At 56.4% G+C, this 15,959-nt stretch carries 11 protein-coding genes; 10 read left to right on the forward strand and 1 reads right to left on the reverse strand.

Features of this window, described 5'->3' with window-relative positions:
* Positions 1–1,192 precede the first annotated feature (1,192 nt).
* Positions 1,193–2,692, forward strand: coding sequence for a TolC family protein (locus tag ACQK2L_RS25870; RefSeq protein WP_425399940.1), 1,500 nt, complete (start codon positions 1,193–1,195; stop codon positions 2,690–2,692).
* A gap of 17 nt (positions 2,693–2,709) precedes the next feature.
* Here ACQK2L_RS25870 and ACQK2L_RS25875 read toward each other — a convergent pair whose 3' ends face one another.
* Positions 2,710–3,429: a superoxide dismutase gene (locus ACQK2L_RS25875; RefSeq protein ID WP_425399941.1), complete on the reverse strand. Its 720-nt coding sequence runs from the start codon at positions 3,427–3,429 to the stop codon at positions 2,710–2,712.
* A gap of 200 nt (positions 3,430–3,629) precedes the next feature.
* Here ACQK2L_RS25875 and ACQK2L_RS25880 point away from each other — a divergent pair, with 200 nt between their 5' ends.
* From ACQK2L_RS25880 to ACQK2L_RS25920, 9 genes are all read left to right on the forward strand, one after another.
* On the forward strand, positions 3,630–4,307 hold the full coding sequence (locus tag ACQK2L_RS25880) for a response regulator transcription factor (protein ID WP_425399942.1): 678 nt from the start codon (positions 3,630–3,632) through the stop codon (positions 4,305–4,307).
* Positions 4,304–5,695: a sensor histidine kinase gene (locus ACQK2L_RS25885; RefSeq protein ID WP_425399943.1), complete on the forward strand. Its 1,392-nt coding sequence runs from the start codon at positions 4,304–4,306 to the stop codon at positions 5,693–5,695. Before ACQK2L_RS25880 ends, ACQK2L_RS25885 begins: the two co-directional genes overlap by 4 nt.
* 134 nt (positions 5,696–5,829) lie before the next feature.
* Positions 5,830–6,516: a hypothetical protein gene (locus ACQK2L_RS25890; RefSeq protein ID WP_425399944.1), complete on the forward strand. Its 687-nt coding sequence runs from the start codon at positions 5,830–5,832 to the stop codon at positions 6,514–6,516.
* Positions 6,517–6,550: 34 nt separating this feature from the next.
* Positions 6,551–9,853 carry an efflux RND transporter permease subunit gene (locus ACQK2L_RS25895; RefSeq protein ID WP_425399945.1) on the forward strand — a complete coding sequence of 1,101 codons (3,303 nt, stop codon included), beginning with the start codon at positions 6,551–6,553 and terminating at the stop codon, positions 9,851–9,853.
* A gap of 20 nt (positions 9,854–9,873) precedes the next feature.
* A complete protein-coding gene (locus ACQK2L_RS25900; RefSeq protein ID WP_425399946.1) occupies positions 9,874–10,998 on the forward strand; it encodes an efflux RND transporter periplasmic adaptor subunit in 1,125 nt (374 codons plus the stop codon).
* 34 nt (positions 10,999–11,032) lie between these two features.
* Positions 11,033–12,514: a nuclear transport factor 2 family protein gene (locus ACQK2L_RS25905; RefSeq protein WP_425399947.1), complete on the forward strand. Its 1,482-nt coding sequence runs from the start codon at positions 11,033–11,035 to the stop codon at positions 12,512–12,514.
* Positions 12,515–12,517: 3 nt separating this feature from the next.
* On the forward strand, positions 12,518–13,495 hold the full coding sequence (locus ACQK2L_RS25910; RefSeq protein WP_425399948.1) for a DUF1259 domain-containing protein: 978 nt from the start codon (positions 12,518–12,520) through the stop codon (positions 13,493–13,495).
* A gap of 44 nt (positions 13,496–13,539) precedes the next feature.
* Positions 13,540–14,721 (forward strand): phytase, encoded by a 1,182-nt coding sequence (locus ACQK2L_RS25915; RefSeq protein WP_425399949.1) that lies wholly within the window; start codon positions 13,540–13,542, stop codon positions 14,719–14,721.
* 87 nt (positions 14,722–14,808) lie between these two features.
* Positions 14,809–15,957 (forward strand): glutamate-cysteine ligase family protein, encoded by a 1,149-nt coding sequence (locus ACQK2L_RS25920; RefSeq protein WP_425399950.1) that lies wholly within the window; start codon positions 14,809–14,811, stop codon positions 15,955–15,957.
* Positions 15,958–15,959 lie beyond the last annotated feature (2 nt).

Consider the following 15,959-nt stretch of genomic DNA (forward strand, 5'->3'; position numbering starts at 1 on the left):
ATCGACCTAACGGACCGGCAACGGGCTCATCGCAAGCAGCGTGGCCTGGCGAACATGCAATACATCCGCTACGGCCATTGGTTCCTTCTCCTTGTGACTGAAGGACATCACTCATTCAAGCAGCAGGAACGAAATCGAATTCGCGATTGTCGGAGGCACCCAATCAAGTTCGAAGGATATTCGATCAGCTATCGCCGAAGCGGCGTCACGCCAACTGGCGGTCGGCCGAAGTGGCATGCGTGCGTTCGCATTGATCCGCAGACCTTCAAAGCGCTTAAGGCGTTTTTCTTGGATCGAGCATGTCAGCGCTCACCAGAGAATCTAGCCTTCGACTTTAGCCGTGTACCTTATGCACGCTTCGCACCTGTTCGGCGACAACTCTTGGCGATCCAACGGTCTGTCAATTCAGCCAGAGCACGCATGAATTACGTCCCAATTCCGCACTCCGCGCTGCAGCTGCGTCGCACGGTTGTGCAGCCCTTCCAACCTGAATCATTTTTCGAGTGTGAAGGATAATAACTTCGTGTCCGGTTACGCCACACAGCGATCCCACTTGATGTATGCCGGTTACGTATTCAAGCCTGACGGCCCCCCTGAAAGATGCAGATACCAAGCCGTCCGGCGAACTTCTCACGAGCATTCTGGTATGGTCGGCACAACCATTAAAGTCGGAATAGTGGGAACAACTGCATTAAAACTGTTTCATCTTACCGTTTCCAGGTCTTCAACGACAAAAAGGTTGCCGAAAAGAACCACAAGCAAAACAGAGTTCGATCGACTTCATTCGGACAGTTCGACCCGTTCCGACTGAGTTGACGCGTTTCAGGGAGGAACCGTGATGTGTCGTCTTATATGTCTAACTCTTCTGCTTGCCACGTCGGGCTGTGCCGGAAACCGGCAGATCGCCAGCACCGGTCCGGCGAAGCCAGCAACCGCACCCGGCCGTGCTGAGTTTGCGGTTTCTAGCGAATATGCCGATGCGTCAACGACGACCAATTTGCAGCAGTCCACATTGACGCGTCCACAACTTCGCGCGCCAAACGATGGACCGTCGCTCGCCCGACAGTCGCCAAAAAACCAGCAAGAGGCGGCCGACTCAGTGGCCCCAGTGCGTACCGTCGGGCATCGATTGGACGCACCGCAACACGACGGTCAACAGAGAACGCTCATCATCGACGGGAAGCAGTATCGATTGGAACTTGTCGAAGATCGAGCTGACAATTCGAAGGTGATTGTCGCCAGCGGCGATGCGATTAATGAAAGTGACACCTACGATTATCCCGCGTTGCGCGCGATCGATTCGTCGCCATCGCAAGTCGCGCCAATCCCGGATCCCGTTGTCGAGCCGACACTCGACGTGGTCGACATGAATTTGCCGACGGCGCTGTCCATGGTTGGCGGAAAGCATCCGGCGGTCGGATTTGCCCAGTGGCGGGTGCAGGAAGCCTATGCGCAGCTCGATCAGGCTGAAGTTCTGTGGCTCCCTTCGCTGCAAGCGGGTTTCAGCTTCCATAAGCACGATGGAAACTACCAAGCCAGCGATGGTAGGATTGTTGACGTGAATCGTAACTCGTTTCAGTATGGCCTCGGTAATGGTGCCACGGGAGCAGGGACGACTCCAAACCCCGGAATCGTCGCACGGTTTCATCTGGCCGATGCGATCTTTCAGCCGGAGATCGCACAGAAAACGGCCTGGGCGCGTGGCCATGCCGCCAACGGTGTGATGAACGAGCAGCTTCTGAACGTGGCCGTTGCCTACCTGGAACTGTTGAACGCACACCAGGACGCGCGCATTCTTGACGAGTCACGCGATCGCACGGATGACCTTGCGAAACTCACAAGTGATTTCGCATCGACGGGTCAAGGTCTGCAAGCGGACGCAGATCGGTTGGAAACAGAACGAACCCTCGTGGAGAACCGCCTCGTTTCGGCCCGCGAACGGATCGATGTGGCATCGGCCCGCTTAGCCCAGGCTTTGAGCATTGCGGCGGACCGCCCTATCGCGCCGCTCGACCCGACCGTCGTGCCCATCGATCTGGTCTCTTTGGACATGGACAAGTCCTCGCTGATCAGCACCGGGCTGTCCAACCGTCCCGAGTTGAAGGAGTCGCAGGCGCTGGTGGCCGCCGCCTGCGAGCAATACCGTCGCCAAAAGTATGCCCCGTTCGTTCCCAGCGTGCTCCTGGGGTTCAGCACCGGAGGGTTCGGCGGTGGACTCGGAGATAACCTGGACAACGTCGATGGCCGCTATGATTTCGACGCCTTGATGACTTGGGAAGTTCGTAATCTGGGATTCGGCGAACGTGCCGCACGCCGTGAAGCCACATCACGAATTCAACAGGCAAAATTCGAGAAAATTCGCGTCATGGATCAGGTCGCGCGAGAAGTGAATGAGGCTCATGCACAGGTACTCCGGCGAGCCGAGCGGATCACTATCACGAAGCGGGCGATTCGATCGGCAGAAAACTCCTACCAAAGAAACTACAGCCGTATCCGCGATGGCCAAGGACTGCCCCTGGAAGTGTTGCAGTCCGTACAGGCCCTGGAGGATGCGCGCCGGGCGTACCTGAGTGCGGTGATGGACTACAACGAAGCCCAATTCCGTTTACAATGGGCGCTCGGCTGGCCGGTGACCGCTCCACCTGGAACGGCATCGGCACTACCCGACCCGGCAACTCCTGTGATTCCGTGATGCGTTGCTGATAACGGCTATCCTTGTGCCTGATACCGAACGTTGGCTTCATTCCAATCGATGTGTTCAATGAATTTATCGACGTACTCGGATTTGCGATTCTGGTAGTCGATGTAGAACGCGTGTTCGTAGGTGTCGACGACAATCAGCGGAGTAGCCATCCAAAGCACGCCCATCGCGTGTTCGTCGCTGACGACGTTGTAGAGCTTCCCGTTGACGGGATGTTTGACGAGCATGGCCCAGCCCGCAGCCCCTTTCGCGGAGGCGGCGAAGTCGTCCGACCACTTCTCGATTGACCCGAAGCGTTTCTCAATCGCGGCGCGAATGTCGGCGGCCGGATCGGGTGCTACTGGCGCGAGGCCGTCGAAGTACATTTCGTGCAGCACGACGCTGTTGCTCTTGCTGTTGACGGCCCGCTTGAGCGCGCCGTATGCGGCCGCATCCAACGACTGCCCGGACTTCACCGCTTCTTCGATACGGGAGTCCGCCGCCGTGTAGCCCTTGAGCGCACCACCGTAATGCGCGGTATGGTGTGGTGCGATCTGTTCGGCGCTCAGGAAGCCCGGAATCGATTTGTGCTTCAGTGGCTTGGGGTTCCCGGTGACCAGTCCGCTGTGCGAAAAATCCAGGCCGTGCGTCTCGTGGTCCGCGGCTTCGGCAAGCCCACCGACCAGCATGTTTCCGGCGACTGCGCCCGATGAGGCAAACAGGAAATTGCGACGTGAAGAATTGGTCATTTGCTCACACTCCTTGTGCGGGTTTCTGTTCGAGTTGGCGGTGCTAAGCATCTCAACACCTTACTTTACTTTCTGTAAGTGATCATGCGCGTCGACTAGCTTGTCAGCAACCCTTTGGGGGGAACATGAAAAGCTTTTCATATTGCGTTCATTTCGTATTCGGCTGCGACTGTCCATAATCAGACGGAGGAGATTGATAGATGTCGCGTGTACTGATTGTCGAGGACGAGAAGAAACTGTTGGCCAGCCTAAAAAAGGGGCTGGAACAGGATGGGTACGAAGTCATTACAGCGACCACGGGAGAGGAAGGCTACTATGCGGCCACCACCGAGAAGGTTGATGCAGTACTTCTAGATTTGATGCTTCCGAGACGCGATGGAATTCAAGTGCTGCGCGATCTGCGTTCGGGTGGGTTTTCGCAACCGGTTCTGATCCTCACCGCACGAGACAGCGTAGATGATCGCGTTGTTGGGCTTGATAGCGGAGCGGACGACTACCTTGTGAAGCCGTTTGCCTTTGCCGAGTTGCTGGCCCGGCTACGGGCATTGCTGCGACGCGACACCGGCGAGCGGAAATTGATGCTCCTGGTTGGTGATCTGGAAATGGACCTCGTCGCCCGCCGCGTCGTGCGCGATGGTGAAGAGATCGAACTGAGCCTCCGCGAGTTTGAATTGCTGGCGTATTTCGTGCGCAACGCCGATACCGTCGTCACTCGGGATATGCTGGCTCGCGACGTGTGGCATGAGCCCATGGGTGTGCTAACAAATGTCATCGACGTTTACGTGGGTTTGCTGAGAAAGAAGGTTGAACGACCGGGACTGCAACAGTTGATCCATACCGTACGTGGTGTCGGTTATGTTGTGAGGGACGCGTCATGAGCAGGCTGAGCATCCGTTGGCGGTTGACACTATGGAACACTGTGGCCCTCGCCGTATTGTTGCTGGTCGTCGGAGTCTTGATCTACGGCCTGTTGCGTCATGCGATGTTGGAACAAACCGACCGAGTATTGATTGAACAATTTCACGAACTCGAACACGACCTGCAAAGCGTCAATAATCCTGAAGCTCGAATTCGACATTGGATAGAAGAGTTTCACGAGCACGCCGGGGCGTTATGTATCGTTTATGAAGATGAAAAAGTTGTTGCCCGAACCGAACAGATGGCGGAACAAAGTGTCCCGTTGGCACCAGTCGGTACGACACACAATATCCGGTTTGATTCGCGAGAGATGCCATTAATCGGTCGGCAGCGAACGCTGACGCGTGCGCTGGACGCCAACGATCGCCGGTTTGATGTCATCTTGATGCTGCCGATGGATGAAGTTCATGAAGAACTTGGGGAACTGGCAACCGTGCTGCTGACTGTTCTGCCGCTATCGCTGTTGCTGGCTGGTGGGTTCGGGTACGCGCTAGCCCGACGGGCTTTGGCTCCTGTCGAACAAATTCGTCAAGCGACGGATGAGATTACAGCCGAACATCTTAGTCAGCGACTCGACGTCCCCAACGCCAACGATGAACTCGGTCGGCTCGCGGAGACAATCAACTCCATGATCGCCCGGCTGGAACAGTCGTTCGCCGAGGTAAGACGCTTCACCGCCGACGCCTCTCATGAGCTGCGAACGCCGATTTCGGTGATTAGAGCCGAAGCTGAAGTCGCCATGAATCAGTTACCAGATGCCGGGGAGTATCAGGCGTTGGCCGGTAGCGTTCTCGAAGAGTGCGAACATCTCACAAAGCTGACGGATCAGTTGCTGACATTGTCCCGTGAAGATGCAGGACTGGTGCCGCTGGAATCACAACCTCTCAATTTGGCGCGACTGGTCGCCACTGCTTCGGACGTAATGCGGCCGCTGGCCGAAGCAAAGCAGCAAACACTCACGGTTGGCGGGCTGTCGGAAGCGATCGTTGCGGGTGACGCCGACCGGCTACGCGAAGTGCTTTACAATCTGCTGGACAATGCAATCAAGTACACGCCGTCAAAAGGTCGCATTGAAGTATCGGTATCCGCAGAGGACGGAATGATCGCCGTCGCCGTCCGGGACACCGGCATTGGGATTGATGATGAACACCTACCGCGTGTGTTTGATCGCTTTTACCGCGTCGACAAGTCTCGCAGTCGCGACGCTGGCGGCACGGGGCTGGGCCTGAGCATCGTGCAAAGCATCGTATCGGCTCACGGCGGTCGAGTAGATGTCATCAGCACGGCTGGCGAGGGCACGACGATCACCGTGCTACTGCCTCGCAAAGACGCCGACTCTGCAACATGAAAGACGTTTCATGTTGCTTTAATGGACTTGTTGAACATCTGTGAGAAGATACGCGCATGGCTTGAGTGTTCAATGCCTTGGCCGACTATTTCGTTGGAGTACGGAACATGAACATAAATGTATGGAGAGCAATCATGTTCGGATTCGGATTCGGAATCGCCGTATTATCGCCGTGCTGTGGCTGCACTCGGAACGATGAACCAGAGCATCACTCAGCGCCCGTCATTGAAGGCGAAACTCGCGAGTGGACTTTTGCAGCCGAAGACGTCGGCAAAGTGCCATCCGGCTGGGAAGTCGCCCAGACCGGCAAAGGTGATGGCAGCAAATGGGAAGTTTTGGCCGATGAGTCTGCTCCGTCGCGGTCGGGTTTCGTTCTCGCACAGACAGCCGAAAGCCCTCGGTCGATGTTTAATCTGTGCGTTGCCGAGGATGTTCGCTATCGCGATGTCGAATTGAAGGTGTCGTTCAAATCTGTCGCTGGCAGAGTCGATCAGGGCGGCGGGTTCGTGTGGCGCTATGTCGATGCGAACCACTATTACATCTGCCGCTTCAACCCGCTCGAAGACAACTTGCGAATCTACAAAGTCATTGTCGGAAAACGGACGCAACTAGCGAGTGTCGACGTGGAACTTGCGGCGGATCAGTGGCACCAGCTGGCCGTCGCGATGCAGGGTGATCTGATCGTCTGTGATGTTGACGGCATTCAGCTCAGTGTGCGAGACGACACGCTATCGGATGCCGGCCGCGTCGGACTCTGGACGAAAGCAGATGCGCAAACGAGGTTCGACGATTTTTCAGTTACCGGCCGGAGTATCAAGTAAAACATTTTCTTAAGGGTGGCGAAGGAAACCTGCGATGCAATTGATTCAGACCGCGCTCCGACATCCGATCACGGTAATGATTGTGGTCGTCGCGATTGTCTTAGGGAGCTTGGCAGCAATCGGCAAACCGATCGCCCAAGGGATTGGTTTACCGTGGCCGGCGGCGCTTCCGCAGGGCATGGAAGTCGATATTTTTCCAGCGCTTGACTTGCCCGTGATCTACGTCTGCCAGCCGTACGGGGGGATGGACCCCACACAGATGGAAGGCTACCTGACGAATTATTACGAGTACCACTTTCTTTACATCAGCGGAATTCACCACGTTGAGTCTCGCAACATCGCAGGCGTCGCGCTCATGAAATTGACGTTCCATCCCGGAACGGACATGGCTCAGGCGATGGCGGAAACGATCAACTACGTGAACCGGTCTCAGGCGTTCATGCCGCCAGGTACCGTTTCACCATTCGTGATGCGTTTTGACACCGGAAGTGTCCCGGTCGGTCGGCTCGTCCTGTCAAGTGACACACGTACAATCGCCGAAATCCAGGATCTGGCGCTCTTTCAGGTTCGTCCTATGTTCGCTTCGTTGCCGGGCGTCTCAGCTCCGCCTCCTTTTGGAGGAAGCCAGCGGACGATTGTCGTCTCCGTCGATCCCGAAAGATTGCAAGCCTATGGCATGTCTCCCGACGAAGTGGCCGCTGCCTTGGCGCAGAACAACCGGCTGAGTCCGTCGGGGAACATTCCCGTCGGCGACAAGTATCCCCTCGTCCCGGTCAACTCTGTTGTCAAAGACATCAACGATCTGAAAAACGCGCCCATCCGCATGTCAGCGACACAATCCGTTTATTTGCGAGACGTCGCCTCGGTCGCGGACTTTATGGACGCTCCCAATGGCTACGCCCTCGTCAACGGGCGCAGAGCGGTCTACATCCTCGCGACAAAGCGAGCCAACGCGTCCACGCTCTCGGTGGTGAACTCAATCAAAGAAGCACTGCCGAAGATGCAAGCGGTGTTGCCGGATGATATCCGCGTGAGCTTCGAGTTCGACCAGACTCCCTACGTGACACGCGGCGTCTCCGGAGTGGCGATGGAGGGAGCGATTGGGGCGATTCTCGTCGGTCTCCTCATCCTGGTGTTCCTGCGCGACTGGAGGAGTTCTCTGGTTGTAGTGCTCAACATCCCGCTCGCGTTGCTGGTTTCAACACTGGCTCTCTGGCTCACCGGCAACACTTTGAATCTGATGACGCTCGGTGGATTGGCGCTCGCGATCGGTGTCCTGGTCGATGAAGCGACTGTCGCCGTGGAGAACATTCACTCCCGGCTGGAACAGGGAGTCTCACTGCCCAGAGCCGTGCGGGAAGGAACGGGTGAGACCATCGTTCCTCGCTTTCTGGCGATGGTCTGCATTCTGGCGGTGTTCGTTTCGTCATTTTTTCTTCAGGGTGCGGCACGCGCATTATTTGTCCCCGTGGCCCTGGCCGTCGGTTTTGCGATGGTCGCCTCGTACATTCTATCGAGTACCTTCGTGCCGGTCCTGCTGACGTGGCTACTCAGGAATCACCCCGATGCGGGTCGCAGTCATGCTCCCATTCTGGACCGAGTCCGCGGAGTCTATCGACGGAGTTTGTCGCTGGTGCTTCCGGCTCGATGGATTCTGGTTGGGGTATACTTGGTGGTCTGCGCTGGCATCATCATAGGCGTGGGGACGCGTCTCGGAACCGACATCTTCCCGCATGTTGCCGCTGATCAGTTTCGTATCCGGATGAGAGCCCCGGACGGGACGCATTTGGGAATCAGTGAACAGAAGGCGAAAAAACTCGTCGAAGCGGTGGGCGAGGAGTTCGGTTCAGAGAACATTGACGTGACGTTGGGTTACGTGGGAACAGTACCGTCCAGTTATCCCATCAACGCTGTCTTTCATTGGTCGCGCGGGCCAGAGGAAACGGTTCTCTGGGTCGATCTGAACGACAACGCTGAGATTGACGTAGCCACAGTGCAACAACGGCTACGGGAGCGTTTGAGCAACGATCCCGAGTTTGCTCAGACTCGGTTTTCGTTTGAATCATCGGACATCATCAACGAAGTGATGAGCTTCGGTTCGCCGACTCCGGTGGAGATTGCGGTACGCGGTAAAAGCCTTGCGGACAATCGAGCCTATGCGCAAAAGCTTCAGGGGGAACTCGCGAAGATTCCGGCGTTGCGCGACTTGCAGATCGCACAGTCGCTGGACTATCCGACGATCGAGGTCAACGTCGATCGCGAGCGCGCCGGACTGGCCGGAGTAACGCCGCAGGATGTCGCCAGGTCTCTGGTCGCTGCGACGTCGTCAACGCGGTTCACTCAGCCGCTGTTCTGGGCTGATCCCAAGAGCGGGATCGGCTACCAAGTTCAAGTTGAGATTCCCCGTTCAATCATCCGGGAAAATGGCGATGGGACTGGTCTCGATTCCCTGCAAGATCTTGCCGAAGTTCCGATCAGCACCAATCACCGGGAAACGTCACCGCCCAGCGGCATGTATTCCAACGGCAATGGAGGCGTTATTCGTGTTCGCGATGTCGCGGACATCGAGGAAGGGACCATGCCGGGACAGTTCGACCGTTATAACATGATGCGCGAAGTGACGTTGACCGCCAATATCGCGGCCGACACTGATCTAGGAACGGTCACTCGCGATGTGGCTCAAGCGCTGGAACGTGCTGGGGAACCTCCCAAGGGAGCACAGCGAGAGATTCGAGGGCAACTGCCTCCGATGGAACAGATCTTGAGCGGACTGGGAGTTGGCCTGCTGATCTCAATTGTTTGTATCTTCCTGCTGCTCGCGGCCAATTTTCAGTCTTTGAAGCTGGCGTTGGCGGCCACATCCACAGCGCCGGCAGCACTGAGCGGCATCGTTCTTCTGCTGTACCTGACCGGCACGACACTCAACATCCAGTCGTTTATCGGGGCCATCATGGCGGTCGGCGTGGTGATGTCGAATGCGATTCTGATGATCACATTCGCCGAGAGACAACGGCGGGAAGGCGCTACTCCAAAAGAGGCGGCAATCACCGGGGCAGAGAGCCGCCTGCGCGCGGTCCTGATGACGTCCAGCACAATGATCGCCGGAATGTTACCGATGGCCTTGGCGTGGGGCGAAGCGGGAGCGCAGAACGCACCGCTTGGACGCGCCGTCGTTGGTGGATTGACGCTCGGTACGTGTGCCACGTTTTTTGTGCTGCCGAGCGTCTTTGCGATCCTTCAGGGGAGCGCGTCCACAGCGTCCAGTTCCCTCGACCCCGAAGATCCCCACAGCCCCTTCTTCGACCGACCAGCCGTTTCACAATCCCAACCTGCATAGACGATAGGTGTTGTCCATCCATGATGACTTCTCAGCGATTATTCCGACGCCATGGGCACTTGACTCTAATTGTTTGCGTACTGTGGGGCGTGCTGGAATTGCCGCCAGCAAATGCCCAGGAGAGCTCACAGGTATCCGGCGCAGAGTTCACGATCCAACCTGCCCGGCTCGAACCGTACGAGCGGACACCATTGTTCGCCAAAATTCAAGGCTTTGTTCTGAAGTCGCGACCGCGATCAGATGACGGCGACGCCTCCCAACGCGTTGCGATCGCGGACATAGGCGATGAAGTCTCCGAAGGGGAAATCCTGGCTGAAATCGATGTCCCGGAAATGTTGCAGGAGCTTTTGCAGAAAAAGGCATTGGCTGAACAGGCTGCCGCTGAGTTGTTGCAGTCCACGGCCGCGATAACCGTCGCAGAGAAATCGGTTGAGGCAGCTCGATCGAGGATCGCGGAAAGCCAGGCTGGTGTCACTCGGGCAAAAGGGGAATTTGAACGGTGGAAATCGGAATATGAGCGGATTCGTCAACTTGTCGAGAAGGGTTCGGTGACTGCAAAACTCGCCGACGAGACACAGAATGAATTGCGTGCCGCTGAGGCGTCGCAAGATGAAGCCAACGCCCATGTCGCCTCTGTCGAGTCAGACGTCGCCGCAGCAGTTGCAGAACTAGCCAAGGCCAAAGCGGATGAAACGGTGGCTCGAGTGCGTGTGAAAGTCGCCGAGGCCGAAGTCAGCAGATTCGAAGCGCTCTTCGCGTATGCCCGCATTCGGTCTCCGTTCACGGGTATCATCAGCCAGCGCAACATCGACACCGGCCACTTCGTCCAACCGGGAGCAGCCTCGCCGGCTCCTCTGTTCGTCGTCGAACGCATCGATACGCTCCGCGTAGCGGTAGACATACCTGAACGGGAAGCCGTTTACATCCGGACGGGTAATGCCGCTTGGATTCAGATCCCAGCACTCGGCAAGGATGAGTTGGAAGGCGCAGTGTCCCGCACAAGCTGGGTGCTCGATCCTGCGTCGCGAACTTTGCGCGTCGAAATCGATCTTCCGAACCCCGAACGCCGTTTCCGTCCCGGAATGTATGCGAAGGCGAGAGTCGTATTGTCAAGGACTACCACGGCTTCGAATGCGAACGAGTAACGGCAGACACATTTAATGTAAGGAGCCAATGCAAATGAATCCTTCTTCGAAACATCGACCACATCGAACGTGCCTCATGGTTGTGGCGGCGTTCGTGGCGCTAATCAATACTGCGGCGCGAGCTGATGCCCCGCGCACGGACGAGATTCTTCAACTTGAAGAACTTCTCGACAAAGCCATCGTGGATGGAGACTTTGGTACGTTCGACTGCCTGACTGCGGAGGATTTTACGCACGGCAGCCAATCGGGCCGTTTTCGATCTAAGGCCGAATGGTTGAAAGGCAAGGTCCAGTGGCAGAGCAGCTACCTTTCGTTTGATGTGTCTGACCGTAAAGTGCGCGTGTTCGACGACACCGCAATCGTGACTGGCATCTCAACACTCAAGTGGCGAGAGACGGACGGCACGATCGGAACGGGCAAATTCCGATTCCTTCGAGTATGGACACGCCTGAATGGCACGTGGCAAGTGGCTGCATTTCAAAGCACCAAAATTCCACAGCAAGATTCAAGTACGGATAAACCAACGCCCGTACAGTCACTCGATCTGGACGATCCACCGGCGACTCGCGAATTCTCAGTCAAAGAAGATCGCCCGTTTCTCGACGGCAAGCAGATTGAGATTTGGGGGCTACGGTGTGGCAACGCCTTGTACACTCAAGGTGTCACCGAGAGGCACGTACGAAACCTCGACAACATGGTTGCCCACGGCATTAACTGCATCGGTGTCTACATTCAGGGCAGCAACGCGGGACATCCCAATCCGTTTGGCGGTCGAAGCGGGTACAACGCGGACGGTTCACTCAAACCGGAATTTGCTCGACGGCTGGAGTGGCTCGTACGCGAAGCCAATGCCCGCGACATGGTCGTGATGGTGGGCCTCTTTTCGCCTCGCAAAGACGATGAACTCAAAGACGAAGCCGCCATTCAACGAGCATGCGAAGAAACAGCGAAGTTTCTCGTCCGTCGCAAGCTGAAAAACGTGTTCTGCGACGTTATGCACGAATACAACCACTCGCGTGTCGACCACGACATTTTTCGTGAGCCGAACGGAGCCGAAAAGAAGGCGAAGCTAACCGCGTGGTTCAACAAGTTCGCACCCGAGATCGAAGCGGGTATCTGCCCCACGTTCAAATCCGGAACTGGCACAGCTTACGCAGGTATGCAGGTGCGGATCATTCAAAAAGAAGAGGTAATACCCAAGGAAGGATTCGTCGTTAATGTCGAAACACAGCGTCACGATGCATACGAAAATGACGGCAAGTACGAAGCCGACGAGTTCCCGATCATGTTCGGCTACTTCAAACAATATGCCGCTGCTCCCAACGCCTGCATGTTGTTTCACAGTGGCTGGTGTCAGGGGATCACCAATGGCAGCGGCACGGCTCCTCATCCTGAAATGGGCGGCTATGGCAAGAGCGAGGAAGATCGTGGTATTCGTTTTTACTACGAGTGGGTACGTGACAATATCGGGCGATACGAGTACCCCAGACACGTTGCCAATTCAGAAAGCCCGTAGACCTTGAAAACGGAGAAAAACCTCATGCTACGAATACCATTTGACTACCTCGTGATCTTACCACCCTTATGTGTGGGACTGATGCTGTTTTCGGGCAATGCAAATGCTCAAGCTCCCGCATATGCCGAAACTGATGCTAAGCAGATTGGCGATGCAGCAGGTACGCAGGCCACGCTCAAAGACGGCGTGGTCCGCATCGGCTGGCCACGTAATGACGTGAAAGTCACCGTCGACGGTATGCCGCTCCAGCCGTTCGCTGGATTGGGATCTTGGGCTGTGTTCAAAAGAACGAGTCACGGTGCAATGATGATGGGCGATACCGTCGTCTTTCAAGATGAAGTTACGCCTGCGATGGATGCTGCTTTCGCCAATGGGTTGGAAGTAACCGCATTGCACAATCACTTCTTCTTTGATGAGCCTAAGGTGTACTTCATGCATATCGGTGGACAAGGTTCCCCTGAGACGCTCGCAAAGGGTGTCAAGGCAGTGTGGGAAGCAATCAGACAAGTACGAAGCCACGCCCGCCACCCCGCGACACGATATCCCGGAAAAAGTCCGGACGCCTCGGGAACGCTCAGCAAAACGAGCATCGAAGAGATCGTTGGTCACAACGGTCAAACACAAGACGGCGTCGTGAAAATCTCAATCGGACGTGACGGCGAGATGCATGGCGTCAAGGTTGGCGGCGCGATGGGACTCGGAACATGGATGGCGTTTTCCGGTAATGACGAATTAGCTGCGGTGGATGGCGACTTCATCATGACAGCATCCGAGGTGCAACCGGTGCTCAGATCGCTGCGAAAGCACGGGATTCATATCGTCGCATTGCATAACCACATGATCGGCGAAAAACCCGCATTCTATTTCACGCATTATTGGGGCAAGGGATCGGCCCAGTCTTTGGCAACAGCGATTCGTGCGGCTTTGGACGCACAGAAAGCCGTCAAGGATGCTCATGATGATGTCAAAGACGGACGATAGGCCACAGCAGCGATTTCTGGTCTGAATGTGAAAGGTGGAAACTCATGAAAATAAACCTCACACCACTTACGACATTGTTGATTCTGTTCGTCTGCGCGTTCACAAATATGGCCTGTACGGCGGCGCAGGAGCCTACAGCAACGGCCGTCGTGGAAACGGCGCCGGTGCATGGCGATGGCGACGCGGGCGATGACTTGTGTATCTGGCTCCATCCGACAGACCCCTCGCTGAGTACGGTCATCGGCACGGACTCGAAGTTCGGCATTGCAGTTTACGATCTGACAGGCAAGGAACTGTTTTACCACGCCGACGGCGCCAAAGGCATGGTCGATGTCCGCTATAACTTCCCGCTTGAAGCGCAGCGAGTCGCCATCGTCGCCGCAGGCGACAAGGAATCGAACTCCATCACGCTCTACACGGTTAACCCGGAGACGCGTGATTTGCTGGATGTCTCCGCCCGCGAGATCGAACCGGGCCTGACGATCTACGGCACCTGCCTGTACCGCAGCGAGCAAACAGGCGACTACTACGCCATTGTCACTTCCCAGAAAGGCGAAGTGGAGCAGTGGCATATTTTCGACAATGGGACGGGCAAAGTCGATGCGGAGCTTGCACGCCGATTCACGTTGAACCCCGAAGGCCCTGACCCGGATTACAAGATCGAGGGCTGCGTCGCGGACGATGAACTCGCTCGGCTCTACCTCGCACAGGAAGTCGCGGGCCGCATCTGGCGTGTTGGTGCTGAACCCTCCGAGTCGGTGGAGAAACCATTTCTTGTCGATCAACCGAAGGCGGACGGCGGTCACACGGTCGCGGATGTGGAAGGGCTGACCATCTACTACAAGCGCGACGGGACGGGCTATCTGCTGGCAAGCAATCAAGGCAACTACACGTACACAGTCTACGCGCGGGAAGGCGACAACAAGTATCTCATGACCTTCAAGGTCACCGGCAGCGATTCCGTTGATGCGGCTACTTCCGATGACTCGATTGACGTGGTTCCAATCCATCTGAACGACACGTTCCCGAAAGGGTTGCTTGTCGTGGAGGACGGCAAGAACACAAACGGCGGCAAGGCCGCCCACGACAACTACAAACTCGTGCCGTGGGAAGCGGTCGCAGCGATTGGCTCGCCCGCACTGGACGTGGACACCGCTTGGGATCCGCGCAAAGTCGGAGCAAAGGAAGATTCGACATCCGATACGCCTGAGCAGGAAGGACGATGAGCAGCAAGCAAGGTTACCCGACTTGGCAGGGCCAGACACGACACAGGCGTCTTTGGAGTCGTGACCAAAGCAAAGGAGTCTCTTGATATGCAATTTGACCGCGATCGATTTCGCTTCGGCATCGAGGCAGAGTACCTGCTTGCCGACAAAGCGACGTTTCGTCCGCTCTGGCACAACGACGTGACCTTTGCGGAGCTGCACAACCTCATGGAAGCAATCCCGTTTGACGACCTGCCGAGTATGGACGGTCTTGAACTTGAGCCGCCACATCGGAAGTTAATGCCGTATGTCGTTGAAGGATATCACGTTCCCAACCCTGACTTTTCGCCGATCGACATCCTTCCCAAGGGCGTCGAGATTCGCACGCCTGTTTGCTCGTCAATCGGCGAGTGCCTTGAATGCCTCAAAACGCTGCACGACCGGCTGGAAGCCGCACTGTCAGGCAGCGGCTACACACTTGTGTCACTCTCACACCATCCGACCGAGCATCACTTTGAAGGACCGCAGAACAAGAGACGGTACGACTTCTGGCAGTGGGCGATGGAGGTGATGACGACGTGCGGGCCGGACATCAACGTCAGCCTGCCGCGCGAGTTGAACGACCCCATCGACGTGGCTGATCTACATCGGAAAGTGAATTACTATTCGCCTGCGTTGGCCGCGTTGTCGCTCGCGTCGCCTATCTATCGCGGCAAGCTGTGGAAGATTCGCGGCACAGTTGGAAAGTCGATTCGCACCTACCGCCGCAGCGTGATTGCCCCCGCCATCGAATTGCATCCCGAAGAAAACGGACGCATGGAGTTCAAGCTGTTCGAGGCGACAAATCGGCTGGAGGATTATCACGCCTTCTTCCTGCTGTGGTTGACACTGCTGTTGGACGAGGGATTAAAAGGGCGTTCGCGAGACCAATCCCGCATCTACGATCTTGGAGCAGTGGCTCGTTTCGGTTTGGAAGCTGAGACCGTGCGCGAGCGGGCTGGCGAAGTCTTCGCGCAGGCACCCGTCGTGCTGAATCGTCACGGCTTTGACGCTGGCCCGCTGAACATAATGAAAAAACGACTGGAAACTGGGCGGCTTCCGGCTGACGACATCATCGACTACTTCGATGAAACAGGATCGTTGGAAGACGTGCTCAAGACACGGACCGGGCTAATTCATGGAACAGAACTAGCACAAGATTCTTCAGTCAACGCAGCGGCACTTTCTCGCAGTCGGCAAAGTATGACAGGGATCTGATA

The organism is Aeoliella sp., assembly GCF_965227375.1.
GTDB lineage: Bacteria > Planctomycetota > Planctomycetia > Pirellulales > Lacipirellulaceae > Aeoliella.

What these genes read in the sequence shown, in the direction of transcription:
- ACQK2L_RS25875 (WP_425399941.1), bottom strand. Translation starts at nt 3,429, where the DNA reads ATGACCAATTCTTCACGTCGCAATTTCCTGTTTGCCTCATCGGGCGCA.
- ACQK2L_RS25880 (WP_425399942.1), top strand. Translation starts at nt 3,630, where the DNA reads ATGTCGCGTGTACTGATTGTCGAGGACGAGAAGAAACTGTTGGCCAGC.
- ACQK2L_RS25885 (WP_425399943.1), top strand. Translation starts at nt 4,304, where the DNA reads ATGAGCAGGCTGAGCATCCGTTGGCGGTTGACACTATGGAACACTGTG.
- ACQK2L_RS25890 (WP_425399944.1), top strand. Translation starts at nt 5,830, where the DNA reads ATGTTCGGATTCGGATTCGGAATCGCCGTATTATCGCCGTGCTGTGGC.
- ACQK2L_RS25895 (WP_425399945.1), top strand. Translation starts at nt 6,551, where the DNA reads ATGCAATTGATTCAGACCGCGCTCCGACATCCGATCACGGTAATGATT.
- ACQK2L_RS25900 (WP_425399946.1), top strand. Translation starts at nt 9,874, where the DNA reads ATGATGACTTCTCAGCGATTATTCCGACGCCATGGGCACTTGACTCTA.
- ACQK2L_RS25905 (WP_425399947.1), top strand. Translation starts at nt 11,033, where the DNA reads ATGAATCCTTCTTCGAAACATCGACCACATCGAACGTGCCTCATGGTT.
- ACQK2L_RS25915 (WP_425399949.1), top strand. Translation starts at nt 13,540, where the DNA reads ATGAAAATAAACCTCACACCACTTACGACATTGTTGATTCTGTTCGTC.
- ACQK2L_RS25920 (WP_425399950.1), top strand. Translation starts at nt 14,809, where the DNA reads ATGCAATTTGACCGCGATCGATTTCGCTTCGGCATCGAGGCAGAGTAC.